Source organism: Amycolatopsis sp. cg13, assembly GCF_041346965.1.
Lineage (GTDB): Bacteria > Actinomycetota > Actinomycetes > Mycobacteriales > Pseudonocardiaceae > Amycolatopsis.
In genome coordinates this window covers 3,862,757-3,888,462 of sequence record NZ_CP166848.1, presented here as the reverse complement: position 1 = coordinate 3,888,462, position 25,706 = coordinate 3,862,757, and the positions used below count along the sequence as shown (strand labels likewise).

The 25,706-nt window shown below is 69.5% G+C and carries 19 protein-coding genes; 14 read left to right on the top strand and 5 right to left on the bottom strand.

Annotation, left to right across the window (positions count from 1 at the left end):
- Nucleotides 1-6: 6 nt before the first annotated feature.
- Together AB5I40_RS17720 and AB5I40_RS17715 are read left to right on the top strand one after the other, a co-directional pair.
- A complete protein-coding gene (locus AB5I40_RS17720) occupies nucleotides 7-1,104 on the top strand; it encodes a D-alanine--D-alanine ligase family protein (protein ID WP_370939616.1) in 1,098 nt (365 codons plus the stop codon).
- A 231-nt stretch (nucleotides 1,105-1,335) separates the two neighbouring features.
- Nucleotides 1,336-2,676, top strand: coding sequence for an MFS transporter (locus tag AB5I40_RS17715; protein WP_370939615.1), 1,341 nt, complete (start codon nucleotides 1,336-1,338; stop codon nucleotides 2,674-2,676).
- Here the strand turns inward: AB5I40_RS17715 and AB5I40_RS17710 are convergent.
- A complete protein-coding gene (locus AB5I40_RS17710; protein WP_370939614.1) occupies nucleotides 2,657-3,196 on the bottom strand; it encodes a DUF3515 domain-containing protein in 540 nt (179 codons plus the stop codon). The two genes, AB5I40_RS17715 and AB5I40_RS17710, sit on opposite strands and share 20 nt — an antisense overlap.
- 19 nt (nucleotides 3,197-3,215) lie before the next feature.
- Nucleotides 3,216-3,449, bottom strand: coding sequence for an Lrp/AsnC ligand binding domain-containing protein (locus AB5I40_RS17705; RefSeq protein ID WP_009074118.1), 234 nt, complete (start codon nucleotides 3,447-3,449; stop codon nucleotides 3,216-3,218).
- Nucleotides 3,450-3,586: 137 nt separating this feature from the next.
- On the opposite strand from AB5I40_RS17705, the gene AB5I40_RS17700 reads away from it, so the two are divergent.
- From AB5I40_RS17700 to AB5I40_RS17680, 5 genes are all read left to right on the top strand, one after another.
- Nucleotides 3,587-4,546: a thiamine-phosphate kinase gene (locus AB5I40_RS17700; protein WP_370939613.1), complete on the top strand. Its 960-nt coding sequence runs from the start codon at nucleotides 3,587-3,589 to the stop codon at nucleotides 4,544-4,546.
- Nucleotides 4,547-4,566: 20 nt separating this feature from the next.
- The gene (locus AB5I40_RS17695) at nucleotides 4,567-5,055 is read left to right on the top strand and encodes a GNAT family N-acetyltransferase (RefSeq protein WP_370939612.1); all 489 of its coding nucleotides are present in this window, start codon (nucleotides 4,567-4,569) and stop codon (nucleotides 5,053-5,055) included.
- 17 nt (nucleotides 5,056-5,072) lie between these two features.
- Complete coding sequence (locus tag AB5I40_RS17690; protein WP_370939611.1) at nucleotides 5,073-5,603, top strand: gamma carbonic anhydrase family protein; 531 nt, start codon at nucleotides 5,073-5,075, stop codon at nucleotides 5,601-5,603.
- 31 nt (nucleotides 5,604-5,634) lie between these two features.
- Nucleotides 5,635-6,312, top strand: coding sequence for a uracil-DNA glycosylase (locus AB5I40_RS17685; protein WP_370939609.1), 678 nt, complete (start codon nucleotides 5,635-5,637; stop codon nucleotides 6,310-6,312).
- Nucleotides 6,313-6,386: 74 nt separating this feature from the next.
- Complete coding sequence (locus tag AB5I40_RS17680) at nucleotides 6,387-7,175, top strand: alpha/beta fold hydrolase (RefSeq protein ID WP_370939608.1); 789 nt, start codon at nucleotides 6,387-6,389, stop codon at nucleotides 7,173-7,175.
- 52 nt (nucleotides 7,176-7,227) lie between these two features.
- Here AB5I40_RS17680 and rpmB read toward each other — a convergent pair whose 3' ends face one another.
- The gene (gene rpmB, locus AB5I40_RS17675; RefSeq protein ID WP_009074135.1) at nucleotides 7,228-7,419 is read right to left on the bottom strand and encodes a 50S ribosomal protein L28; all 192 of its coding nucleotides are present in this window, start codon (nucleotides 7,417-7,419) and stop codon (nucleotides 7,228-7,230) included.
- A 134-nt stretch (nucleotides 7,420-7,553) separates the two neighbouring features.
- On the opposite strand from rpmB, the gene AB5I40_RS17670 reads away from it, so the two are divergent.
- Together AB5I40_RS17670 and recG are read left to right on the top strand one after the other, a co-directional pair.
- On the top strand, nucleotides 7,554-9,140 hold the full coding sequence (locus AB5I40_RS17670; protein WP_370939607.1) for a DAK2 domain-containing protein: 1,587 nt from the start codon (nucleotides 7,554-7,556) through the stop codon (nucleotides 9,138-9,140).
- 2 nt (nucleotides 9,141-9,142) lie between these two features.
- Nucleotides 9,143-11,296, top strand: coding sequence for an ATP-dependent DNA helicase RecG (gene recG, locus AB5I40_RS17665; protein ID WP_370939606.1), 2,154 nt, complete (start codon nucleotides 9,143-9,145; stop codon nucleotides 11,294-11,296).
- Between the two features lie 128 nt (nucleotides 11,297-11,424).
- Here the strand turns inward: recG and AB5I40_RS17660 are convergent, their stop codons facing one another.
- Nucleotides 11,425-16,587: an RHS repeat-associated core domain-containing protein gene (locus AB5I40_RS17660; protein WP_370939605.1), complete on the bottom strand. Its 5,163-nt coding sequence runs from the start codon at nucleotides 16,585-16,587 to the stop codon at nucleotides 11,425-11,427.
- A 344-nt stretch (nucleotides 16,588-16,931) separates the two neighbouring features.
- Here AB5I40_RS17660 and AB5I40_RS17655 point away from each other — a divergent pair, with 344 nt between their 5' ends.
- Entirely contained in the window at nucleotides 16,932-17,459 is a 528-nt protein-coding gene (locus tag AB5I40_RS17655; protein WP_370939604.1) for an N-acetyltransferase family protein, read from the top strand.
- A 654-nt stretch (nucleotides 17,460-18,113) separates the two neighbouring features.
- Here the strand turns inward: AB5I40_RS17655 and AB5I40_RS17650 are convergent.
- Nucleotides 18,114-18,746, bottom strand: coding sequence for a TetR/AcrR family transcriptional regulator (locus AB5I40_RS17650; RefSeq protein ID WP_370939603.1), 633 nt, complete (start codon nucleotides 18,744-18,746; stop codon nucleotides 18,114-18,116).
- Between the two features lie 31 nt (nucleotides 18,747-18,777).
- On the opposite strand from AB5I40_RS17650, the gene AB5I40_RS17645 reads away from it, so the two are divergent.
- From AB5I40_RS17645 to AB5I40_RS17630, 4 genes are all read left to right on the top strand, one after another.
- Complete coding sequence (locus AB5I40_RS17645; RefSeq protein WP_370939602.1) at nucleotides 18,778-19,995, top strand: erythromycin esterase family protein; 1,218 nt, start codon at nucleotides 18,778-18,780, stop codon at nucleotides 19,993-19,995.
- A 252-nt stretch (nucleotides 19,996-20,247) separates the two neighbouring features.
- On the top strand, nucleotides 20,248-21,180 hold the full coding sequence (locus AB5I40_RS17640) for a S8 family peptidase (protein ID WP_370939601.1): 933 nt from the start codon (nucleotides 20,248-20,250) through the stop codon (nucleotides 21,178-21,180).
- Nucleotides 21,181-21,322: 142 nt separating this feature from the next.
- Nucleotides 21,323-24,700, top strand: coding sequence for a pyruvate carboxylase (locus AB5I40_RS17635; RefSeq protein ID WP_370939600.1), 3,378 nt, complete (start codon nucleotides 21,323-21,325; stop codon nucleotides 24,698-24,700).
- 119 nt (nucleotides 24,701-24,819) lie between these two features.
- Nucleotides 24,820-25,617, top strand: a complete 798-nt coding sequence (locus tag AB5I40_RS17630) for an arginase family protein (RefSeq protein WP_370939599.1) — start codon at nucleotides 24,820-24,822, stop codon at nucleotides 25,615-25,617.
- Nucleotides 25,618-25,706 lie beyond the last annotated feature (89 nt).

Sequence of the window (25,706 nt, the reverse complement as noted above, 5' to 3'; positions counted from 1 at the left end):
CCGGCTATGAGCGCTGAAAAGATCCGGGTCGCGGTCGTGTTCGGTGGCCGCAGCAGCGAGCACACCATTTCGTGCCTGTCCGCGGGCAGTGTGATCTCGAACCTGGATCCGGACCGCTTCGAGGTGCTCCCGGTCGGGGTCACGCCGAGCGGCGGCTGGGTGCTCGGCACCGGCGACCCGAAGCAGCTCAGCATCCAGGGCCGCGAGCTGCCGACGGTCGAGTCCGGCCGCGCGCTCGTGCTCGCCGGCGATCCGACCAGCCGCGAGCTGCGCACGGTCGACCCGGGCCAGGCCACCGAGGTGCTCGGTACTGTCGACGTCGTCTTCCCGGTGCTGCACGGCGCCTTCGGCGAGGACGGCACCATCCAGGGCCTGCTCGAACTCGCCGACATCCCGTACGTCGGCCCCGGCGTGCTCGCCAGCGCGGCGGCGATGGACAAGGAATACGCGAAGAAGCTCCTCGCCGCGGAGGGGCTGCCGGTCGGCACCTACGCCGCGCTGCGCCGCGGACAGTCCACTTTGGCCGAACAGGACCGCGAACGCCTTGGCCTGCCGGTGTTCGTGAAGCCCTCGCGCGCCGGTTCGTCGGTCGGCATCTCCCGCGTCGCCGACTGGGCCGACCTGGACGCCGCGATCGAATTGGCCCGGCGCACCGACCCGAAGGTGCTCGTCGAGGCGGCGGTGCGCGGGCGCGAGGTCGAATGCGGCGTGCTGGAATTCCCGGACGGCCGCGTCGAGGCGTCGCTGCCGGCCGAGATCCGGGTGCTCGCCGAGGGCGAGGACGCCTGGTACGACTTCGAAACCAAGTACCTCGGCGAGGACGCCGAGCTGGACATCCCGGCCAAACTGGACGACGCGCTCACCGACCGGCTGCGCGCGATGGCCGTCGAGGCGTTCCGCGCGCTCGACTGCCAGGGCCTGGCCCGCGTCGACTTCTTCGTGACCGAGGAGGGCGACCTGGTGATCAACGAGGTCAACACGATGCCCGGCTTCACCACGAAGTCCGCCTACCCGAAGATGTGGGAGGTGACCGGGGTGGATTACCCGACGCTGCTGTCGACGCTGATCGACACCGCGCTCGCCCGGGGCACCGGCCTGCGCTGACGATCGGATCCGCGGCTTCGCCCGGCCAGCGCTCGCGGCCCCGGCCCATGCGTGGCTGGCAGGCCGATGAATGGCTGGCCGGAATGCGCGGCACCGTCTGCCCGGAAACGAACCTGCTCGCCGCGTCGGCACAGCACCGCTCTGCTTCTCAGCCGCGCGTGCGCCGCTCGCGTGTGCTTACGATGCTCCTCGACAAGCCCCGCAGGTCCCCATCGTAAGGAAAACAGCGCGTTGCAGATCGCCTCCCGCCTCGACCGGCTTCCGGTCACCCGGCGGCACCGGTACTTCGTGGCAGTGGTCGGCATCGCCACCTTCTTCGACCTCTACGACCTGTTCCTCGCCGCCACCATCAGCACCGTCCTCACCAAGGAATTCGGCGTCACCCCGACGACGCTGAAGTACGTCCTGGCGTCGGCGTTCGTCGGCGCTTTCGTGGGCGCGGTGTTCCTCGGCAGGCTGGCCGACCGCTTCGGCAGGCGGCGCGCGTTCCTGCTCACGCTCGGCCTGTATTCGGTGTTCACGCTGCTCGGCGCGTTCAGCACCGACGTGTGGATGCTGGTGGTCTGCCGTTTCATCGCCGGGATCGGCATCGGCGCGGAACTGCCGGTCGCCGACGCTTACCTCGCCGACCTGCTGCCCGCTCGCGCCCGCGGTCGTGCGACAGCCTGGGCTTACACGATCGGTTTCTGCGGTGTCCCCGCTGCCGGATTTCTTGCCCGCGCGCTCGTCGGCCACGCGCCGCTTGGCATCGACGGCTGGCGCTGGCTGTTCATCATCGGCGCGCTGGGTGCGGCGATCGTGTGGGCACTGCGGTTCACCCTGCCGGAATCGCCGCGTTGGCTTGCTGCACAAGGCAGAATCGGCGAAGCGGACGAGATCGTGCGCAGGCTCGAAGCGAGCGCGCCACAGCCGTTGCCCGAACCGGAGCCGGAACCGCCCGCGCCCGAACCGGTGCGTGCGTCGGCATTGCTGCGTCCGCCGTGGTTCCGGCGCACGGCGATGCTGTACGTGTTCCAGCTGCTGCAGTCGTTCGGCTACTACGGTTTCGGCTCACTGGTGCCGATTGTGCTGGCGGCCAAGGGCTTCGGCCTCGTCAGCTCGCTGACCTTCGCCGCGCTCACCTTCCTCGGCTATCCGATCGGCTCCGCGCTGTCCATCCCGATCATCGAACGGCTGGAACGCAAGTGGCTGATCGTCGCGAGCGCGGCGGCGATGGCGGTATTCGGGCTGGCCTTCGGCTCCGCGACCTCCGGCGTGCTGATCGCGGTGTTCGGGTTCTGCTACACCGCCGTCAGCAACGTCTTCTCCAACGCCTTCCACACCTACCAGGGCGAACTGTTCCCGACGTCGCTGCGCGGAACCGCCGCCGGTTCGGCCTACGCGCTGTCCCGGCTCGCTACGGCCGCGATGCCGTTCGTGCTGCTGCCGATCCTGCATTCGGCGGGCGCGACGACGATGTTCGCCGTGGTCGCGGGCGCGATGGTGCTGCTGATGATCGACGTCGCGGTGCTCGGGCCGCGTACCACCGGCGAATCGCTGGAAACGATCGCGGCTAGAACTTCAAGGGCTTGACCGGCAGCTTCGCCGCGATGGCGTCCGAAATGGTCTGCAGCGGACCCGTTCCCGCGCTCTTCGGCACGGTCAGCGCCAGGTAGACCGGCCGGTCCACCGCGTACCAGGTGGCCGAATCGCCCTGCTCGACCTGCAGCCACTGCACCTTGTCGACCACGCGCAACGGCGAGGTCTGGGTGAGGTCCGGCGGGCGTTCGAGGCCGCAGCGCAGCACGACCGGATCCGGTTCGCCCCACGCGACGGTGGCCTTCGGCGCGGGCTCGGCGAGCGTGCGCGGCGACAGTTCCTTGCCGTTCGACGTGAGCGTGGCCGGGACCCCGGCGATCAGCTTCGCGCAATCCGGCGACCCGGCCTGCGGCGCGGGAACGGAAACGAGGGCGAGCGGCTGGTTCGGGTCGGGCTGTCCGGAAGAGCTCTTCGTCAGCGCGACGACCGCGACCGCGACCGCCAAAGCGGCCACGAGCAACGACGCGGTGACGAGGACGACCTTCGGCGGAGCCCCGGTGTCGGTGTCTGCCACCGCATCAGTGGACCACGCGTCAGAGGTGGACGACCGGGCAGGTCAGCGTGCGCGTGATCCCTTCCACGTTCTGCACGCGGGCGACGACGAGCTGGCCGAGCTGGTCCACTGTGTCCGCGGCGGCGCGCACGATCACGTCGTACGGGCCGGTGACGTCCTCGGAGCTGGTCACGCCCGGGACCCCGGCGATCTCCGCAGCCACCGCGGCCGCCTTGCCGACCTCGGTCTGGATGAGGATGTATGCGTGGACCACGGCGTGCCCTTTCGTCGATGGCGAGCTAGTCGAGGTAGGAACGGTGTAGGAAACGTAGCGCCAGCCCTGGGAAAAACCTAGGGGATCCGATAGTCGGTGGCCGATCCGACACAGGCGAGGGAAACAGGAGGTGACCGGTGTCACCGGACGAGCACTCGGTGGCCGCGACAGGCGAGTTCGGCCTGATCCGGCGGGTCACCGAAGGACGCGAGCAGCCCGCGTCGACATTGCTGGGCCCCGGCGACGACGCGGCGGTTCTCGCCGCGCCGGACGGCCGCGTGGTCGTGACGACCGACGTGCTGGTGCACGGCGTGCATTTCCGGCTCGACTGGTCGAGCCCGGAGCAGGTCGGACGCAAGGCGGTCGCGGTCAATCTGTCCGACATCGCGGCGATGGGCGCGAAACCGACGTCGGTGGTCGTCGGGCTCGCGTGCCCGGCCGACACCCCGGCGCAGGTCGTGACCGAGATCATGGACGGGATGTGGGCCGAGGCGAAGACGGCGGGCATCGGAGTGTCCGGCGGCGATCTCGTGAGCGCCGACCAGCTCGTGATCAGCGTCACCGCATTGGGCGACCTCGAAGACCGCGAACCGGTGACCCGCTCCGGCGCGCGCCCCGGCGACGTGCTCGCGGTGTGCGGACGGCTCGGCTGGGCCGCGGCCGGGCTCGCGGTGCTGCGGCGCGGATTCCGGTCGCCGGTCGGCGTGGTGAACGCGCAACGCTGCCCGGAACCGCCCTACGCCGCCGGTCCGCAGGCCGCGCTTGCGGGCGCGACGGCGATGATGGACGTCTCCGACGGCCTGCTCGCCGATCTCGCGCATCTGGCCGCGGCCTCCGAAGTGGGGCTCGACGTGCAGACCGCGTTGCTCGAGGTGTCGACGCGGCTGCAGGAAGTCGGCAGCGCGCTGGGCGCGGACCCGCTGCAGTGGGTGCTGACCGGCGGCGAGGACCACGCGCTGGTCGCGACGTTCCCGCCGTTCGACGACCTTCCCGACGGCTGGCGCAAGATCGGCGTGGTCACCATGCCCGGCTCCGGGGTCACGGTGGACGGCAAGGAGTTCGACCAGCAGGGCGGCTGGGAGCACTGGCAGCAGTGATCCTTCATTAGGCTGATCGCGTGGACATCCGTGTCGTCGCCTTCGACCATCCCGACGCCGCCAAGCTGATGGCCGAGGTGCAGCTGGAGTACGTGCGCCGCTACGGCTCCGAGGACGAGACCCCGATGGACCCCGCGGAGTTCGCGCCGCCGCGGGGCCTGTTTCTGGTCGGGTACCTCGACAACTCGCCGGTGGCGTCCGGCGCGTGGCGCGCGCACGACGGTCCCGCGCCGACGTTCCGGCCCGGCGATGTCGAGATCAAGCGGATGTACGTGGTCGAATCCGCGCGGGGCCGCGGGTTCGCCCGCGAGATGCTCGCCGAACTGGAACGCACCGCGGTCGCCGCCGGACGCCGCCGCGTCGTGCTGGAGACGGGCACCGAGCAGCCGGAGGCGATCGCCCTCTACCGTTCGTCGGGTTACGTCGAGATCCCGGCTTTCGGTTATTACGGCGATATGCCCGAAAGCCGGTATTACGGCAAGGATCTCGACCGCGACCGAGAACACTGAACGATTCGGAGGCGGCTTTGGCCATCTACGCGCTCGGCGACCTGGTCCCGACCATCCACCCGGACGCCTACGTCCATCCCGACGCCACGGTGATCGGCGATGTCCGGATCGGACCGCGCGCGTCGGTCTGGCCGCAGACGGTGCTGCGCGGCGACCACGGGTACATCGAGATCGGCGAACGGTCGAACGTGCAGGACGGCTGCGTCATCCACTGCACCGCGCGGCATCCGACGATCATCGGCCCGTCGTCGGCGGTCGGGCACGCGGTGCACATCGAGGGCGCGAAGATCGGCACTGGCTGCCTGATCGCGTCGGGTTCGGTGGTGCTGAACGGAAGCGTGATCGAGGACGGCGGGATGGTCGGCGCGGGCGCGGTGCTGTCCTACGATTCGACGGTCGGCACCGGCGAGATCGCGCTGGGAGTTCCGGCGAAAACGCGGCCGAACAAGTCGTTTTCCGAAGACCAGATCGCTTCGGTGGTGGATTCCTATGTCCGGCGCGGAGCCCGGTTCCGCGCCGAGTTGCGCAGGCTGGACCCGCCACAGTGACCTCGGGCACGTGCCGCTAGGCTCGCGGGCCGTGACTGGACGACCGCTGGACGAAATCGTCGAAGCCGGCTGGGCGAAGGCCCTTGAACCAGTGGCCCCGCAGGTAGCCGCGATGGGGGAATTCCTCCGCGCCGAGATCGCCGCGGGCCGCACCTATCTTCCCGCGGGCGAGCACGTGCTGCGCGCGTTCAAGCAGCCGTTCGACGACGTCCGGGTGCTGATCGTCGGACAGGACCCGTACCCGACGCCCGGGCACGCGGTCGGCCTGAGCTTCTCGGTGGCCCCGGACGTGCGGCCGATCCCGAAGAGCCTGATCAACATCTACCAGGAGTACTGCGAGGACCTGGGCCATCCGACGCCCTCGAACGGCGACCTGACCCCGTGGGCGGAGCAGGGCGTGCTGCTGCTGAACCGGTCGCTCACCGTGCAGCCGCACAAGTCCAACTCGCACCAGGGCAAGGGCTGGGAACAGGTCACCGAGCAGGCGATCAAGGCGCTCGCCGCGCGCGGCGGACCGCTGGTGGCGATCCTGTGGGGCCGCAACGCGCGGAACCTGCGGCCGATGCTCGGCGACGTGCCCTGCATCGAATCGGCGCACCCGAGCCCGCTCTCGGCGCGCAACGGCTTCTTCGGGTCGCGTCCGTTCAGCCGGGCGAACCAGCTGCTGACCCAGCAGGGCGCGCAACCGCTCGACTGGAAACTTCCCTGACGCGGCGTGTCCAGTTCCGGCGTCCGGTTCCGACCACCAGGGTAAGCAGCGACTGAAACTCCTGGAGGAACGCCATGACCGCCACCGTCACGTCCGCCGACGGCACCCCGATCGCCTTCGACACCTACGGCTCGGGTTCGCCGGTGCTGCTGGTCGGCGGCGCGGTGAACGACCGGACGACCGTCGCCGCACTGGCGGCGGTGCTCGCCGACGCGGGATTCACCGCGATCGCCTACGACCGGAGAGGCCGCGGCGACAGCGGCGACGCCCCGGTCTACGCGGTCGAGCGCGAGATCGACGACCTCGAGGTGCTGATCGAGGCCGTCGGCGGGTCGGCCGCGGTGTTCGGCCACTCGTCCGGCGCGATCCTGGCCCTGGAAGCGGCGGCGCGCGGCCTGCCGATCACGAAGGTCGCGGTGTACGAACCGCCGTTCATCGGCGACGACCGCCCGCGCCCCGCCGAAGACCTGGTCGACCGGGTGAGTGCCGCGCTCGCGGACGGTGACCGGGACGGCGCGGTCGAGCTGTTCCTGGTCGAGGGCACCGGGACTCCTGCGGAGATCGTGGACTCGATGAAGTCCGCGCCGGTGTGGGGCTGGTTCGTCGGCCTGGCGCACACGCTGCCCTACGACTTGACCGTCTGCGGCCGCGGCAACCACCTGCCGACCGATCGGCTGGCCGCGATCACGGTGCCGGTGCTGTCGCTGTCGGGCGGCGCGGGGGAGGCGTGGATGACGTCGTCCGCCAAGGCTGTCGCGGCTGCCGTCGCGCACGGGCGGTACGAGGAGATCCCGGGGCAGGATCACGGAGTACTGAACGCGCCGGAGTCCCTGCGGAAGGTTCTGGCGGACTTCCTGAGGTGACGAAAAAGGGGCGAGTGCCGAAGCACTCGCCCCTTTCCCAAAGCTGCTGAAATCAGCCTCGCACGACCTTGCCGGCCTTGATGCACGAGGTGCAGGCGTTCAGGCGCTTGCGCTGGGACACGCCGACCTTCGCGTGCACAACCTGGATGTTCGGGTTCCACCGGCGGTTGGTACGCCGGTGGGAGTGCGAGACCGACTTGCCGAAGCCGGGTCCCTTGCCACAGACGTCGCACACGGCAGCCACGTCGAACTCCTCTGGATATGGGACAAAGAATGCGCGCCTGAACTTGCCAGGCAACTCGACCATAGTAACGAGTGGTCTCGGGGCCCTTGCCGCGGGGTCGTTACCCTCGCGGGGACCGGCTAGGAGGTTACGGGGTGCGGGTGCTGGACGCGGCGGCGGTGTCGGGCTGGGCGGCGGCTTCTGTGCGCAGCTTGGACAGGCTGCGCACGGCCATCGACGGCATCAACGTCTACCCGGTCGCGGACTCCGATACCGGCTCCAACCTGCTGTACACGATGACCGGCGCGCACGAGGCGCTCACCAGCGCGGAACCGGCCGATGTCGCCGAGGCGCTGGCTGTCCTGGCACGCGGGGCTGTCGCGCACGCGCGGGGCAACTCGGGCGTGATCCTGTCCCAGGTCGTACGCGGGATCGCCGACTGGGCGGCGGACGGCGGAGACCTCGACGGCGCCGGTCTCGCTGCCGCGCTCGGGCATGCGGACCAGGTCGCCACGGGCGCGGTCAGCAGGCCGGTCGCCGGGACGATGCTGACTGTCCTGCACGCCGTGGCCGCCTCCGTCCGAGGGACGACGCGGATGCTGCCCGAGGTCGCGCACGAGGTCGTAGCCGTGGCCGCGGCGGCGCTGGAGGAGACGCCCAAGCAGTTGCCCGCGCTGGCCAAGGCCGGGGTCGTCGACGCCGGGGGCCGCGGGCTGGTCGCGGTCCTCGACGCGCTGGCCGGCGTGATCACCGGCGAAACCGAGGAACCCGGGCACGACCTGCGGGCGGTCGCTTCGCTGCCGGAGCAGGTGCCGTACGCGTGGGAGGTCATGTACTTGCTGGACGAGGTCGACGAGGCCCGGCTGCCGGCGTTGCGGAAGGAACTGAGCGGGTTCGGCGACAGTGTCACGGTGGCCGGCGACGGTTCGGGCAGCCACGCGGTGCACGTCCATTGCGCGGACATCGGCGCGGCCATCGAAGCCGGGCTGCAGCTGGGCAGGCCGCGGAAGATCCGGGTCGAGCCGCTGAACACGCCGACGCCGATCGAACCGGGCGGCGGGATCGACCGGTCGGTGGTCGCGGTGGTGCGCGGCGGCGGGCTCGCCGAGCTGCTGCGGGCCGAGGGCGTCGCCGTGCTGGCAGTGCCGGACGGCGAGCTGCCCAGCGTCGAGGACATGATCGGGCTCTTCAACGAGGCCGCCGGGCAGCACCTGAGCGTGCTGCCGGGCGGGCCGGACCTCACCGCGGCCGCCGACACCGCCGCCGGGCATCCGATGGCGGGCGAACGCGACGTCGTGGTGATCCCGTGCTCGTCGCCGGTGCAGGTGCTGGCGGCGCTCGCGGTGCACGACGGCGAGCGCCGGGTCAACGACGACGTCGTCGCGATGGCCGAGGCGGCGGGCGCGACCAGGCGTGGCGAGCTGCGGATCGCCCGCGAAGAGTCGCTAACCTGGGTGGGCCGGGCCCAGTCCGGCGACGTGATCGGTCTGGTCGACGACGAGGTGGTGCTGATCGAACCCGCCCCGGCGTCGGCGACGAATCTCGTCGCGGCCGCGGTCAGCGTGCTCAACCGGATGCTGGCGCTCGGCGGCGAGCTGGTCACCGTCCTGAGCGGGGCGGACGCACCGCCGAGGGTGGCCGCGGAGCTCGCCGAGCAACTGCGGCTGGAGCACCCTGAGGTGGAGTTGACGAGTTACGCCGGCGGTCAAAGCGACGCTGTGCTGCTGATGGGGGTCGAATAATCATGGCCGGGCTTCGCGACAAGCTCCCGCTGCTGCTGGGCGCGAAAACGGCGAAAGCGCTCTCGACCGCTCTGGACATCGAGACGGTTTCCGATCTGCTGCGCCACTATCCGCGCCGCTATGCCGAACGCGGCGAGCTGACCGACATCGCCGGGCTGGAGCTCGGCGAGCACGCGACCGTGCTGGCGCGGATCGAGAAGATCAGCAAGCGCCGGATGAAATCCCGCAACGGCACCATTCTCGACATGGTGATCACCGACGGCAAGCGGCGGCTCGCGTGCGCGTTCTTCAACCAGGCGTGGCGCGAGAAGGACCTGGCGCCGGGCAAGACCGGGCTGTTCGCGGGCAAGGTCACCGCGTTCCGGGACACGCTGCAGCTGGCCAACCCGGAGTACGAGCTGCTCGACGCCGAACGCGAGGCCGAGGCGGTCGACAACTTCCTCGCCGAGATCATCCCGGTTTACCCGGCGGCGCAAGGCATGCCGACCTGGTCGATCGCCAAATGCGTGCGGCAGGTGCTGGACGTGCTGGAGGTCGGCGAGGACCCGATGCCCGACGAACTGCTCAAGCGGCACGGGCTGCCCGGCCTCGAGCGGGCGCTGCGCGGCATCCACCGGCCGGAGGACTGGGCGCACCTGGAGTCGTCACGGCACCGGCTCAAGTGGGACGAAGCGATGGCCGTGCAGCTGATTTTCGCCCAGCGACGGCATTCCGCGGTGTCACGTCCGGCTAAGGCGAGCCCGCACATCGACGGCGGGCTTCTCGACGCGTTCGACAAGCGGCTGCCCTTCGACCTCACCGCGGGCCAGCGAGCGATCGGCGACGAGATCGCCGCCGACATGGCGTCCGAGCACCCGATGAACCGGTTGTTGCAGGGCGAAGTCGGTTCCGGCAAGACGGTGGTCGCGCTGCGGGCGATGCTGCAGGCCGTCGACTCCGGACGGCAGGCGGCGATGCTCGCGCCTACCGAGGTCTTGGCCGCGCAGCACGCGCGTTCGCTGCGCGAAATGCTCGGCGACATCGGCATGGCGGGCGAGCTTGGCGCGGCCGAGAACGCCACCCGGATCACGCTGCTCACCGGGTCGATGGGCGCGAAGGAACGCAAGAAAGCGTTGCTGGAGACGGTAAGCGGCGAGGCGGGCATCGTCGTCGGCACGCACGCGCTGATCCAGGACACCGTGCAGTTCGCCGACCTCGGGCTCGTGGTGGTGGACGAACAGCACCGCTTCGGTGTCGAGCAACGGGACGCGTTGCGCTCGCGCGGCGCCGATTCGACGAGCCCGCACGTGCTGGTCATGACCGCGACGCCGATCCCGCGCACGGTCGCCATGACCGTCTACGGCGACCTGGAAATCTCGGCCCTGCGCGAAATGCCGGTCGGCCGCTCGCCGATCAAGACGACGGTCGTGCCGGTCGCGGAGAAGCCCGCGTGGTTCGACCGGGTGTGGCAGCGGGTCAGCGAGGAAGTCGGCAAGGGACATCAGGCGTACGTCGTGTGCCCGCGGATCGGCGACGAGCCGCCGTCGGACAAGAGCGACAAACGGCCGCCGCTCGCGGTGCTGGACGTCGCGCCGGATCTCGCCAACGGCGCGTTGAAGGGCTTGAAGATCGCCGCCCTGCACGGCCGGATGCCGACGGACGAGAAGGACGCCGTCATGCAGGCGTTCGGCGCGGGGAAGGTCGAGGTCCTGGTCGCGACGACCGTGGTCGAGGTCGGCGTGAACGTCCCCAACGCGACGGCGATGGTCATCCTCGACGCCGACCGCTTCGGCGTGAGCCAGCTGCACCAGCTGCGCGGCCGCGTCGGGCGGGGGAGCGTTCCCGGATTGTGCTTGCTGGTCACGGAAACCCTGGACGGAACTTCCACCCGCGAACGGCTGGCCGCCGTCGAGTCCACAACGGACGGTTTCGAACTGTCCCGGTTGGACTTGGAACTGCGCCGGGAAGGCGACATTCTCGGCGCGGCGCAGTCGGGCAAGCGGTCTGGGCTGAAGCTGTTGTCGCTGCTGCGCGACGAGGACGTGATCACCGAGGCGCGGGAGCAGGCTCAGGAGATCGTGACGGCCGATCCGGAACTGGCCTCGCTGCCGGGGCTGGCGCAGATGGTGGCCGACGTGGTGGACCTGGAACGCGCGGAGTACCTCGAGAAGAGCTGAGCCACGCGTCGGTCGGCTGGGGTGGCTTTGGCGGGAGGCGTGGCCCGGGGGTTGCCGGGCCACGCCTTTCTTGCTGAGTGGCCGCTGGGGTTTTGCGGCGTCAGGCGTCAGGCGTCAGGCGTCAGGCGTCAGGCGTCGTAGATGTCGTCGTCGGAGTCGTAGCCGTGGTTCCTGCCGCTGCTGCTGTGGCCGCCGCCGTAACTGCCGCCGCCGCTGTACCCACCGCTGTATCCGCCGCTGCCGTAACTACCGCTGTATCCGCCGCTGCCGTAACTACCGCTGTATCCGCCGCCGTGGCTGCCGCCGCCGCTGTATCCGCCGCTGTACCCTCCGCCGTGGCTGCTCGAACCGCCGCCGTAGCTGCCGCTGTATCCGCCGCTGTGGCTGCTGTAGCCGCCGGAGCCGTACCCGCCGCTGTGGCTGCTATACCCGCCGCTGCTATGCCCGCCGCTGCCGTAGCTGCCGCTGTACCCGCCGCCGGAGCTGGACCCGCCGCCGTATCCGCCGGAGGGCCTGCTCGGCTTAGGTTTCACCAGGTTCCAGTCGGCGTCCGGGTTGCCGACGTAGCCGGGGTGGTTCGGGTCCCAGTAGACCCGGTTGCCGCGCTTCGGGGTCGGGGCGTCGAACCTGGGTTCCTGGGATCCGCTCGCGGCGGAGGCTTTCTTCGGTTCGAGGTGCTTGAAGATCCGGACGTCGGAGTTGTGCGCGAAGTTCTGGTCGGGCGTCTGGTGGATGCCCGTCTGGTTGAAGTGGGTTCCGGCGGACGGGTTGTGGCCCATCACGACATTGCTGTGGCCCCGGACGATGCCGGTGGGATTGCCCAGGTAGTCGTGCGTCTGGTAGCGCCGCTTCGGGTCCATGTACCACTTCGTGTCGTCGCCGCGCTTGCGGAACTTCGGCGGCGGCGAAACCGCGTTCCGCTCGAACAGCGGCCGCATCTTGGAGTGCTGGTGCGACAGGTTCTTGTAGCCGTAGTGCTCGCGCCTGCGCGCGCCCGCCGCGATGGTGGGCGGCCCCTCCTGGTAGACCCGTCCGCCGGGGGAACGCATCCGCCGCTCCCCGTTCGGGCCGGGGCTGGGCGAGCGGGTGCGGCCGCGGCCGCGCTGGGAGCCGCCGGAGCCGTGCCCGTCGCCGAAGCCCCGGGGTTTGCCGCAGGAGCCCCCGACGAGGCCGAGCGGGTCGACCGAGACGTGCGGGTTGCTGACGTAGGCGTGCGGGTCCAGTCCGCCGCCGAGCCCGAGCGGGTCCGGGCTGAGGTACCGGGCGAGCACCGGGTCGTAGTACCGGTGGAAGTTGTAGTGCAGCCCGGTTTCCTCGTCGAAATACTGGCCCTGGAACCGCAGCGGCGTCCCCTCGCCGCCGGACTCGTCGACCACGACGCCGAACAGGCTGCTGCGGGCCTGCCAGGCGATTTCGCCGCGGTCGTCGATCAGTTCGGTCGGCGTGCCGGACGGTTCGGCCACGATGGCGAAGAACTGCTCGTCGATCCGGTCCTGGCCGGCGCGGTCCGCGGAACCGGTGCGCCGGCGCTGCAGCAACGGCACGAAGGTGCCCGGTTCGTAGTCCCACACCGTGGTTTCGGCGGTGCCGGGACCGGAACGGGTCGCCTCGGCCAGGGTTTCGCCGTCCCACGCGAAGTCGATGCGTTCGAGCGAAGTCGTCCCGTCGGCGGCGAAGTGTTCCTTGCGGATCCGGCGGCCCAGCGGGTCGTAGGTGTAGCGCCACGTCGTGCCGTCCGGGACCTCGACCGCGGCGAGCCGGTTCAGCGGACCCCAGGCGTAGGTCCAGGTCCGCCCGTCCTCGTGCCGGCGGGTGCGCATCCGGCCGGCCTGGTCGTAGGCGTAGCGGGCGCCGCCGGCCTCGGTGATCACCGACGCGGGTCCGGACCGCCTGCCGCGCCGGTCCTCTTCCTCGGGCGCGGGCCAGTCGGCGTCGACGAGCCGTCCGGTCGGGTCGTAGGCGTACTGCTCGTTCCATCCCTTGGCGCGCACCGAGATCACCCGGCCGCGGACGTCCATGGCGAGCCAGCGCGATCCGGCCGACCCGTCGTCGATCCGGGCGGGCAGGCCGTCGGGCCGGTAGTGGTACTGCCGGTCCTGGCCCAGTTCGCCGGTCGCCGACCGCACCGCTTGCCTGGCGAGCCGTCCCGCCGGGTTCCAGCCGCGGGCGATCGCCGCGCCCTGCCCGAACGTGCGGAGGGTTTCGCGGCCGGCCCGGTCGTACTCGAACCGGGTGGTGCGCCCCGCGGCGCGCATCGCGGCCGGGACACCGGCTTCGTTGTATTCCCAGGCGCTTTCCGCTCCGGATGGCGTCTGCCGCCGGATCTGGTTGCCCGAGGCGTCGAATTCGGAGCGGACGGTCCGGCCGTTGACCGTTTCGCCGACGATCCGGCTCGCCGCGTCCCTGGTGTACTCGACGCGGGTCGTCCCGTCGTCGAGGGCGATGAGCTCGCCGAGGACGTCGTACTCGAAGCGGGTGCGCAAAGTCCCGGAGGGCCCTTCCACGATCTCTTCGACGATGTTGCCGCGGACGTCGCGGCGCAGGGTGACGACCTCGCCTTCTTCGTTGCGGATTTCGGTCAGTTCCCCGGCGGCGTTGTAGCCGTAAACGGAGGAAGCCCCGCCGAAATCGGTCTCGCGGGCGAGGTTGCCCGCCAGGTCGTATTCGTAGCGCCAGACCTGGCCCTGCTCGTTGGTCACCGCGGTGAGCCGCAGTTCGGTGTCGTAGGCGTATTCGAGCCGGGTGCCGTCCGGCCGGATCTCGGCCGCGACCAGGTCGAAGTGGGTCACCTCCTGCTGGGTGATCGCCGAGGAGGCGTCGGCGTGCAGGCGGTTGTTGCCTTCGCCGTCGTAGCGCCATTCCTCGAGCGAACCGTCCGGCCGCCGGTGCCAGGCGAGCGCGCCGTCGACGGTGTAGCCGAATTCCTCGGTCGCGCCGTTCGGATCGACAACTGTGGCGAGCCTGCCGAAACAGTCGTAGCTGTAGGCAGTCGTCACGCCGCGGGAGTCGGTGATCGTGATCGGGTTTCCGGAGTCGTCGGACACCACAGTCAGCGTCAAGCCGTTCGGGTCGCGGACCGACGCGACGTGCCCCCACTCGTCGTAGGTGTAGTCGGTGGCCCCGCCGCCCGGTTCCACGACGCGGGTCAGATTGCCGCGTTCGTCGTATTCCCACCGGGTTTCGACGCCCGGCGCCTCGACCATGCGGACCGCCTGGCCGAAGTCGTTGCGCTCGATGGTCAGTTCCGAGCCGTCCGGACGCTGGAGGGCGACGAGGTTGTGCATCTCGTCGTAGCGGTAGGCCCGCTGCCTGCCCAGTTCGTCGGTTTCGCGGACCAGCCGGTCCAGCTCGTCCCATTCGTAGGCGCGCGTCGCGCCCGCCGGGTCGATCTCGCGCACGACCCGGCCGGTTTCGTTCAGGTGGAAGGCGCTGCGGCGGCCCAGCGAGTCGACGACGTGAGTGACCCGGTCGTCGTATTCCATGGTGACGGTGAGGCAGTTGCCGGAGCCTTCGGTGCGCACGACCCGGCCCTCGCGGTCGTAGTGGAAGCGGTACCACTCGCCGTTGCGGTCGGTCCACTCGACGATCCGGCCCATGGCGTCGTAGGCGTAGCGGAACGGGAGACCGGATTCGTTCGTGATCTCGGTCAGCTCGCCGTTCGTGTAGCCGTAGCGGACCAGCGGCACCTCGGTTCCGTCCCCGGTGACGGTGGACAGCCCGGTCACGAGCCCGTTTTCGGCGGTGATCCGGATGATCTGGCCGCCGCTGTGCCGGATCGCGGTCGGCGTGCCGTGCCGGTCGCGCAGGAAGTGGATGTGCTCCTTGCCGCGGCTGCTGATCGACCGGATCGGCCGGACCGTGCCGGTGCCGCGTTCGAAGGTCAGGACCCGCTCGCGTTCGCGGTCCTCGAGGACGAATCCGCCGCCCGGTTCCTCGGCAAGATACCGCGCGGGCCCGTGCTCGGCCGCGACCCACTGGTCGCCGACCGGCCGGGGGAAGACCTGGACGAGCCCGTCCGAACCGGCGAACCACACCTGGTCGCGGTACACCTCGACCCGTTCGTCCAATGTGGACACCCAGGCGGAGCCGAGCCAGCCGCCCGCGCGGAACGACGAGAAGTGCGACCGCTCGAAGACCATCGGCAGCGAGCTGAGGAAGGTCGCGTCGGTCTCGGTCAGCACCATCTGGCCGCTCGCGACGTCGATCGGGTCGCCGGTGGTGCAGATGTTGCCGAGGGTGCGCGAATTCTCGCCCTGGTTGTCCAGCGACCGGGAGGTGTCGCCGGCGCCCCTCGGCTTGCCGGACGGCGAACTGGCCGACGCGGACGTGCGGCCGTCCTGGCCGCCGCCCGGATGTTCGCCGCCGTGGTTGCCGCCGCCGTCCGGGCTGGCGCTCTTGTGGGTGTTCCCGGTGTCGCCGTGGTGCCCGCCGCCTTCCGCGCCGGAGGTGTGCGTGCTGTCGTCTCCGCCGGGGTGGGACCTGGTGCCGCCCCCGGATTTGACGTTGATGTCCTTGGGCGTGTGCGTCGGGGCCGATTTGCCGCCCTTGAGGCCCTTCAACGCCTTGCCGGCGTCCCCGAACAGCGTCCCGGCCTTCTTCAGCAACGGGATCAGCGCCTTGAGCGCCTTGACGAGCCTCGTCGTGACCTGCGTGATCTTGGAAGCGGTTTTCGCCACCGCCGACACGACCTGCGGCACCACCCAGGCCATCCCGATCCCGGCGGTGAACAGCACCTGCAACGCCCACGAGATCAGGTGTCCCACCAGATCCGCGATCGTGTCCCGCACCAGCGACCGGACGGCCGCCACGATCTCGCCCGCGGTCTTGACCCCGCTGGCCGCGCCCTCGGAACCCTTCTGCGCACTGGCGATCAACGCCGAGGTGTCGTCCGCTTTCTTCCGGTACGAATCGGCCGCTTCGCCGTGCCAGTCCTGCAGATCCTTGTTGACCAGCTGGGTCAGCTCCGCCGAGACGCCCTCGAGTTCCTTGGCGACATTCGTCCAGGTCTCGGCCTGCGCTTTGATCTCGTCGGCGTTGCCGGTGAGCGCGTCGAGCGCCTCCTTGAGCGGCCCGACATGCTCCATCAGCCAGCCGACCCCGGCGGCGAAGATCGCGCCGAACGGATCCATCACCGCGGTGAGCACGTCGATCGCGGTCCCGACCGCGCCGATCGCGACGGCCGCCCAGTTCTTGCTCTCGATCGCTTCCTTGAGCCCCGTCGCGTCCTCCAGCAACGGAACCCCGGCCATCGCCGAGGTTTCCTTCACCGGGGCGATCAACGGGTTGGTCATCGGTTGTCCCATTTCCTGGTGCGCACGAGCAGGACGAAGGAGCGGAGCCTGCTCCGCCGGTCCGCCGAGGTTATCGGCTGGGTCCGCGCGGTGCCGCCGCAAAGCCGCTGTGGTGCCTGAACTCCCGGAACCCTTGCCCGAACACACTCGCCTGCTCGCACCCGCCCGCCGCTGATGTCCCGACTGATGTCCCGGCCCTCGGAACCCGGTCGCTTTTCCCGCCTTTGCCCGTCTCCGCGCCGACGACTGTCCTTTGTGGCCACTTCGGTAAACCGCATGCGCCCCCGCGTGCTGGTGTGCTGAACTGCCGGCGGTTGATTCGTCGCCGAGCCACTGGAGGAATGGTGCCCGAACTCGTGATCCGTCCCGCGACCCCGGATGACGCCCCCGGCATAGCGGCGGTCCACGTAGGCTCCTGGCAAGCGGCCTACGCGGGCCTGCTGCCCGACGAGTTCCTGTCCGGCCTGTCCATCGAGGCGCGGGAACAGTTCTGGGCTTCGAACCTGGCGGACACCTCCCGGCGACACACCGTCCTGGCGGCAGCCACTTCCGAGACGATCACCGGTTTCGCGGTCTTCGGCCCTAGCCGCGACGAGGACGCCACTCCGCGGACGGGCGAACTGTCGTCGATCTACCTCCTGCCGTCAGAGTGGGGCCAGGGAATGGGGCGAGCGCTGCACGAGGAGTGCGTACGAACCCTGTCGACCCAGTTCGAGACGGCGACGCTGTGGGTGTTGTCGACCAACACCCGGGCCCGGAAGTTCTATGAACGGGCCGGTTGGGTCACGGACGGAAAAGCCAAGGTAGAGACGATGTCCGACGGTGCGGTGACCTTGGAGGAGGTCCGGTACCGGCTGCTGTTGGGGGATTAGGCTTCGGTGCTTCGGTGCTTCGGTGCTTCGGTGCTTCGGTGCTTCGGTGCTTCGGTGCTTCGGTGCTTCGGTGCTTCGGTGCTTCGGTGCTTCGGTGCTTCGGTGCTTCGGTGCTTCGGTGCTTCGGTGCTTCGGTGCTTCGGTGCTTCGGTGCTTCGGTGCTTCGGTGCTTCGGTGCTTCGGTGCTTCGGTGCTTCGGTGCTTCGGTGCTTCGGTGCTTCGGTGCTTCGGTGCTTCGGTGCTTCGGTGCTTCGGTGCTTCGGTGCTTCGGTGCTTCGGTGCTTCGGTGCTTCGGTGCTTCGGTGCTTCGGTGCTTCGGTGCTTCGGCTCGTTCTCGCTACTGGGCTCGTTCTCGCTACTGCTCGCTCGTATAGAGGTTGAGCGGCGGCTCGTTGATGGTGAGCACAGCGTCGCGTTCCTTGCTCGCCCGGTAGCTTCTCGCCGTCACCAAATTGCTGCCACGCCGGCGCCGCCCACCGGCACCGCCCACCGGCGACCGCTTGCACCGGCCGCTGGCAGACAGCCCAGGCCATGTTCCAGCCGCCGTCGCGCGGCGAATGCCAAGCCAGCTCGCTTACCAACCCCGCTCGCCTACGAACCCCGCTCCGCCCGTCGCCATTTCCCGGCAACAAGCCCCCCCACTCCAGCCGGGAATCAACTACGGTCGCCATTCCCGGGCAACCGCCTGCTCAGCACCCCCGCCCGAGCCGCCGCGGCCCCCGCCTCCGCCGCGACCTCGGCCGTTTTCTCCGACACCGGTTCCCGCGACACGAACAACCGGTAGAACACCGGTCCGCACACCGTCCGAGTCACCTCGTCCGGATCGGTATCAGCCGGCACCTCCCCGCGCGCCACCGCCCGCTCCACGATCACCGCGGCTCGGGCATGCCGGTCCTGGTAGAACTCGCGCAACGCCTCAGCCGCCCGCTCCGAGTGGAATGCCGCCAGCACCGCGGCCGTCGGCAGCTCGCGTTGCCCCGGAGAGGTCAACGCGCGCACCACGTCCAACGCCAGTTGCCGCAAATCGGCGACAAACGAACCGGTGTCCGCCGGGCTCCAGGGTTCAGCAGTGCCGAACCGCAATGCCGCCGCGACCAGTCCTTCGCGCGATTCCCATCGCCGATAAACCGTCGTCTTGTGCACGCCCGACCGTTCGGCGACAGTCTCGACCGTCAGTTCGGTGAACCCGACCTCCGCCAGCAGATCGAGCGTCGCCCGCAAAACGGCGACGCGCGTGCGTTCCGTACGCCCGCCGGGCCGGCTGGTCCCCGGTAACTCGGTTGTCAATCGCTACCCCTGTTGCATTAGTGTCCTCAGTATGACACCGCTGAGCACCCGTTCGCCGCTGGACGGCGACGTCGCCTCGATCACCGACCTGATCGGCGGCGCGCGCATCGTCGCGATCGGCGAGAACAACCACCACATCCGCGAGTTCGGCGAACTCCGCGCCCGGCTGCTCCGCCGGCTCGTCGAGGACCACGGGTTCACGGTGCTCGGGTTCGAATCGGGATTCGCCGAGGGCGACCTGGTCCAGCGGTGGCTGAGCGGTGGTCCCGGCGACGTCGCCGATATCGGGCGAGAGGGATTCACCTTCTCTCTCGGCGAGTCGGCCGAAGTGCACGAAATGCTGACCTGGATGCGCAACCACGGCGGCGTCCGCTTCTCCGGACTCGACCTGCCCAGTTCGGCCGGTTCGCCGCAACCAGCGTTGCAGATTGTCCGCAGCTTCGTGGAGGACGTCGATCCGGAGGTGCTGCCGCTGGTCGACGCCGCGATCACCGCGTCCGAGCTGTACTCGGCGGTCAGCAGCGCGGTCGCGCCTGGCCGTTATGCGGCAATGGCCACCGCGGACCGGGACGCCGCGACGGCCGCGTTGACGACTCTCGTAGCGCACCTTCGTTCCCTGTCGCCAGTTTATCGGCAACGGAGCGAGCCGGCGAGGTACGCGATTGCCGAACACCACGCGATCGGCGCGCTTCGCGTCGACGCGTACTTGCGCGAGTTGAGCGCCATGATGGCGGGAACGGCACCGTCGCTCCAGGGGTCATCTCGCGACACGTACATGGCCGCCACGGTGAAGCTCCTTCGCCAGCTACACGGCGAAGGCGAGAAAATCGTGGTGATGGTCCACAACGGACATCTGCAGCGAGTGCCGTTCGCGGCTTTGCCGACCATGACGTTCCCTTCCGCAGGCACACACCTCGCCGAGGAATTCGGCGACGACTATTTCGCCCTCGGCCTGACCGCGGGCACTGGCACGACCACTGGCCTCGAACCGGACGAGGGCGAGCGTCTCGGCTTCCGGGTATACGAACAGAAGTTGGAGCCACCCGTCGAGGGCAGTGTCGAAGCGGCATTGGCCGGCGCGGATCCGTGCGTGGTCGATTTGCGGCAAGACCGAGCGCGAGGCCTGACCGGATCGTCGAGCATGCGGCACGCGCACATGTTCACGAAGGTCGACGTCGTGCAGGCCTTCGACGCGCTGGTCTACTTGCCGACGATGTCGGTGAGCGCGCACGTCCCGGCGGCGACGTAGCTGTCGGTCTGCCAACGGTTGGCCGGCTAGCGGCAAAAGCTCTCGACCGGCCAACCGTTGGCCACTCAGCGGCGAAACGTGTCGGTCGGACAGCAGTTCGCCCCGTAGCGGCGAAACATCGACAGCTTCCGTTCGTCGTCCCCCTTGTCTTTTACTTGTCGGTGCGTCGGCGCGGGCGGGTGCTGGACCGGGACCAGCCCATCGTGTGACGTCGAGTTGCCGCTGGATGGCGACCGGGATACGACCGCAGGCATGCGGAACCGAGCGGCTCGTGGCCTTTTTTCGGCAACACTGACATTCCTGCTGGTCGCCGGTGTGCAACCGACGGCACTGGCGGCGAGCGGGACTCAGGCCAATCCGCCGAGTTGGGCGCTCGACCGGATCGACCAGCGAACCGGCCTCGATCAGAAGTACCACTACGACTCGGACGGTTCCGGCGTCACCGTTTACGTGATCGACAGCGGCGTCGACGCCAAACACCCGGATCTGCAGGGCCGGGTCCTGCCAGGCAAGGATTTCCTCACCACCGGCACGGACACGTCGGACACCAACGGCCACGGTACGCGAGTCGCGGGAATCGTTGCGGGCCACAGCTACGGCGTCGCGAAGGGCGCGCAGATCTTCCCGGTCCGTGTACTCGACAAGGCAGGCGGCGGCGCAACCGACACGATTATCGCTGGGCTGAACTGGGTAGCCCAGAACGCACACCAACCAGCGGTCGCGGTGCTGGGCATCGGCGGGGTGCCGAACGAGCAGCTCGACAACGCAGTCAAGGGCGTCGCCGCGAGGATGCCGATCGTGGTTCCGGCAGGGGAGGGCAGCACCGACGCCAGCCAAACCTCGCCTGCCCGAGTGCCAGAAGCACTCACCGTGGGTGCGACTGACGTCCAGGACCAGGTCGCGCCCTTCTCGAACTTCGGCACGTCACTCGACCTGTACGCACCAGGCGTCGACATCCCCGCGCCGATCGCCGGAACCGCCGACGTCGGGACTCTGTCCGGTACCTCGATGGCGGCTGCGGTGACCGCCGGCGCTGTGGCCCTTTACCGGTCTTCGCACCCGGATGCCGCGCCCAATGCGGTCAGCGAAGCAATTGTGCAGGACGCAACGCAGAACGTGGTCAAGAATGCGCCCTCCGGAACCGCGAATCGGCTCTTGTGCACACTGCCTGCGGGAACGCCCTGACGGTTGCGGGACGACGGCTCGGCCAGCATCATGCATGCAGGTCGGCGTGCATGATGTCCATCACCTGGACTACGGCTCCCGCACCGCGGGACGAACCGGGTAACGTGCCTTCGATACCGATCCGAAAAGGGAAGGACCGGGCATGTTCCGCAAAGTGCTGGTGGCCAATCGCGGCGAAATCGCGATCCGGGCGTTCCGCGCAGGCTACGAACTGGGCGCGGGCACAGTGGCTGTGTTTCCGCACGAAGACCGCAACTCTCTGCACCGGCTGAAGGCCGACGAGGCCTACGAGATCGGCGAACCGGGCCATCCGGTCCGCGCGTACCTCTCGGTCGAGGAGATCGTCAAGGCCGCCAAGAAGGCGGGGGCGGACGCGGTCTATCCGGGCTATGGCTTCCTGTCGGAGAACCCCGACCTGGCCAGGGCCTGCGAAGAAGCGGGGATCACCTTCGTCGGCCCGAGCGCCGACATCCTCGAACTGACCGGCAACAAGGCGCGCGCGGTCAAGGCGGCGCGCGAGGCCGGGGTGCCGGTGCTCGGTTCGTCGCAGCCGTCCAGCAACGTCGACGAACTGGTCGCGGCGGCCGACGAACTCGGCTTCCCGGTGTTCGTCAAGGCGGTCGCCGGCGGCGGCGGCCGAGGCATGCGCCGCGTCGAGGACCCGGCTTTGCTGCGCGAGTCGATCGAGGCCGCCGCGCGCGAGGCCGAATCCGCGTTCGGCGACCCGACCGTGTTCCTGGAGAAGGCCGTGGTCGAACCTCGGCACATCGAGGTCCAGATCCTCGCCGACGGCGCGGGCAACGTGATCCACCTCTTCGAGCGCGACTGTTCCGTGCAGCGTCGCCACCAGAAGGTCGTCGAGCTGGCCCCCGCGCCGAACCTCGACCCCGAACTGCGCGACCGCATCTGCGCCGACGCCGTGAAATTCGCCCGGCAGATCGGCTACCGCAACGCGGGCACCGTCGAATTCCTGCTGGACCGCCAGGGCAAGCACGTGTTCATCGAGATGAACCCGCGCATCCAGGTCGAGCACACGGTCACCGAAGAGGTCACCGACGTCGACCTCGTGCAGTCCCAGCTGCGGATCGCTTCCGGGGAAACCCTCGACGACCTCGGCCTGTCGCAGGACAAGATCTACCTGCGCGGCGCCGCGCTCCAGTGCCGCATCACGACCGAGGACCCGGCCAACGGTTTCCGCCCGGACATCGGCATGATCAGCGCCTACCGCTCGCCGGGCGGTTCGGGCATCCGCCTCGACGGCGGAACCGCGTTCTCCGGCACCGAGATCAGCGCCCACTTCGACTCGCTGCTGGTGAAACTCACCTGCCGCGGCCGCGATTTCCGCACCGCGGTCGGCCGCGCCCGCCGCGCGGTCGCCGAGTTCCGTATCCGCGGAGTGGCGACGAACATCCCGTTCCTCCAAGCGGTGCTGGACGATCCGGACTTCCGCGAGGGCAACGTCACCACGTCGTTCATCGAGGAACGGCCGCATCTGCTGACCGCGCGGCACTCCGCCGACCGCGGCACGCGCCTGCTCACCTACCTCGCCGACCAGACGGTGAACCGTCCGAACGGCGAGCGTCCGCGCACGCCCGAGGCCGCGGCGAAGCTGCCGAAACTGCCCGCGGATCTCACTCCTCAGGACGGCTCCAAGCAGCGGCTGACCGAACTCGGCCCGGAGGGATTCGCGCGCTGGCTGCGGGAAACGCCGCAGCTCGGCGTCACCGACACCACCTTCCGCGACGCCCACCAGTCGCTCCTCGCGACGCGCGTCCGGACGAAGGATCTGCTCGCCGTCGCCCCGGTTGTCGCCGCTACCGTGCCGCAGCTGCTGTCCCTGGAGTGCTGGGGCGGCGCGACCTACGACGTCGCGCTGCGCTTCCTCGCCGAGGACCCGTGGGAACGGCTGGAGCGGCTGCGCAAGGCCGTGCCGAACATCTGTCTGCAGATGCTTCTCCGCGGCCGCAACACCGTGGGCTACACGCCTTACCCGACCGAGGTCACCACGGCTTTCGTCGAAGAGGCCACCGCGACCGGCATCGACATCTTCCGCATCTTCGACGCGCTCAACGACGTCGAGCAGATGCGGCCGGCCATCGAAGCCGTTCGCGCCACCGGCACGGCGGTCGCCGAGGTCGCGCTCTGCTACACCTCCGATCTGTCCGATCCGAACGAAAAGCTCTACACGCTCGACTACTACCTCAAGCTCGCCGAGCAGATCGTCGGAGCCGGGGCGCACGTCCTCGCCATCAAGGACATGGCCGGCCTGCTCCGCGCGCCCGCCGCGGCTCGCCTGGTGACCGCGCTGCGCAAGGAATTCGACCTTCCGGTGCACATCCACACGCACGACACCGCCGGCGGCCAGCTCGCCACCTACCTGGCCGCCATCCAGGCTGGTGCCGACGCCGTGGACGGCGCGGTGTCATCGATGGCGGGCACCACGTCGCAGCCGTCGCTCGGCTCGATCGTCGCGGCGACCGACCACTCCGACCGCAGCACCGGTCTCGACCTGCACGCGATCGGCGACCTGGAGCCGTACTGGGAGAGTGTCCGCAAGATCTACGCCCCGTTCGAGGCTGGTCTCGCGTCGCCCACCGGTCGCGTTTACGACCACGAAATCCCCGGCGGTCAGCTTTCCAACCTGCGCACGCAGGCGATCGCGCTGGGCCTCGGCGACCGGTTCGAGGACATCGAGGCCATGTACGCCGCGGCGGACAAGATCCTCGGGCACCTCGTGAAGGTGACGCCTTCGTCCAAGGTGGTCGGCGACCTCGCGCTGCACCTCGTCGGCGCCGGCGTTTCCCCGGCGGACTTCGAGGCGGAGCCGAACAAGTTCGACATCCCCGACTCGGTGATCGGGTTCCTGCGCGGCGAACTGGGCGACCCGCCCGGCGGCTGGCCGGAACCGTTCCGCACCAAGGCGCTCGAAGGCCGTTCGGCGGCCAAACCGGTCGCCGAACTGTCCGAAGAGGACCACAAGGAACTCGCCGACAACCGCCGCGGCGCGCTGAACCGGCTGCTGTTCCCCGGGCCCACCAAGGAATTCCTCGCGCACCGCGACGCGTACGGCGACACCAGTGTGCTCCCGAGCAAGGACTTCTTCTACGGTCTGCGCCCGGGCGAGGAGTACTCGGTGGACCTCGAACCCGGCGTCCGGCTGCTCATCGAGCTGGAAGCCATCGGCGAGGCCGACGAACGCGGCATGCGGACTGTCATGTCCACGCTCAACGGCCAGCTGCGGCCGATCCAGATCCGCGACCGTTCGATCGCCTCGGACATCCCGGCCACCGAAAAGGCCGAGAAGGGCAACCCGAAGCAGATCGCCGCGCCGTTCGCGGGCGTGGTGACGCTGCAGGTGGCCGAGGGCGACCAGGTGGCGGCCGGAGCGACCGTGGCGACGATCGAGGCCATGAAGATGGAAGCGTCGATCACCGCTTCGGCGGCGGGCAAAGTCGGTCGGCTGGCAATCACCTCCGTTCAGCAGGTCGAGGGCGGAGACCTTCTCATCGTGCTCGAATAACCCGCTCTCGCGCCACTTTTTGCCGCACGAGGGGTCCCCTCGCTCCAAAACGGAGCGAGGGGACCCCTCGCGCCATTTGCGGCTCGCCTTTTCCGGGGTGTTCGCGCTAGCGTCGATGCATGCTGATCAACGCGGTGCCGCAATGGCAGGGCGCGCTCAGCCCCGGGGCAAGGGGGCTGATCGAGGGCTGCCGGGCACTTTCCGAACTGGCCGGGCACGTGCTCGGCAAACCGGTGCACCACGTGCGCCAGGACGCGGCGACATCCGACGTCGTGACCGGGATAGCCAACCGGGCCGTGCTCACGGGCACGAACCGGCAATTGCAGCTTGCTGCGCTCGAAGCGCCGGAAGGCCCGGTGCTCACGATCGGCGGCGACTGCGGCGTTGAGCTGGTCCCGGTCGGCGTCGCGCGTTTCCGTTACGGAGCAACGCTTGGCGTCGCGTGGTTCGACGCGCACGCGGACTTGAACACGGCGGATTCTTCGCCGTCGGGCGCGTATCACGGCATGGTGCTGCGGTCGCTGTTCGGCGAGGGCGACAAGGATTTCGCCGCGAGCCCGGCGCTCGAACGAGGCCGGGCGGTGCTGTTCGGCACCCGTTCGCTCGATTCCGCGGAAGAGGAAGCCATTGCCGGCGGTCTCGTTGTGCGCTCCGACGACGTCGCCGGAGCGCTCAACGCGGCGGGAGCCGACCGCGTTTATCTGCATGTGGATTTGGACATTCTTGATCCCGAAGAGTTCCCCGGAGTGAATTATCCGGAGCCCGGCGGGCTCACGATCGCCGAATTGGCCGAAGCAATCGACGGACTTTCCGGAATGGACGTCGTCGGTGCGGGCATCACGGAATGCGTCGGCACGGAAGTCGCCGCGCTGGAACCCGTGCTGGCCGCGGTGGGGAGGGTGCTGATGGAGGGCTGAACCTCCGCATCGAGGCGGGACGATCCGCGCCTCGTCCGGTGAGTGGACCACGGGAACGCACGGGCAAGAAGGAGGTGTGCCCGAGACCG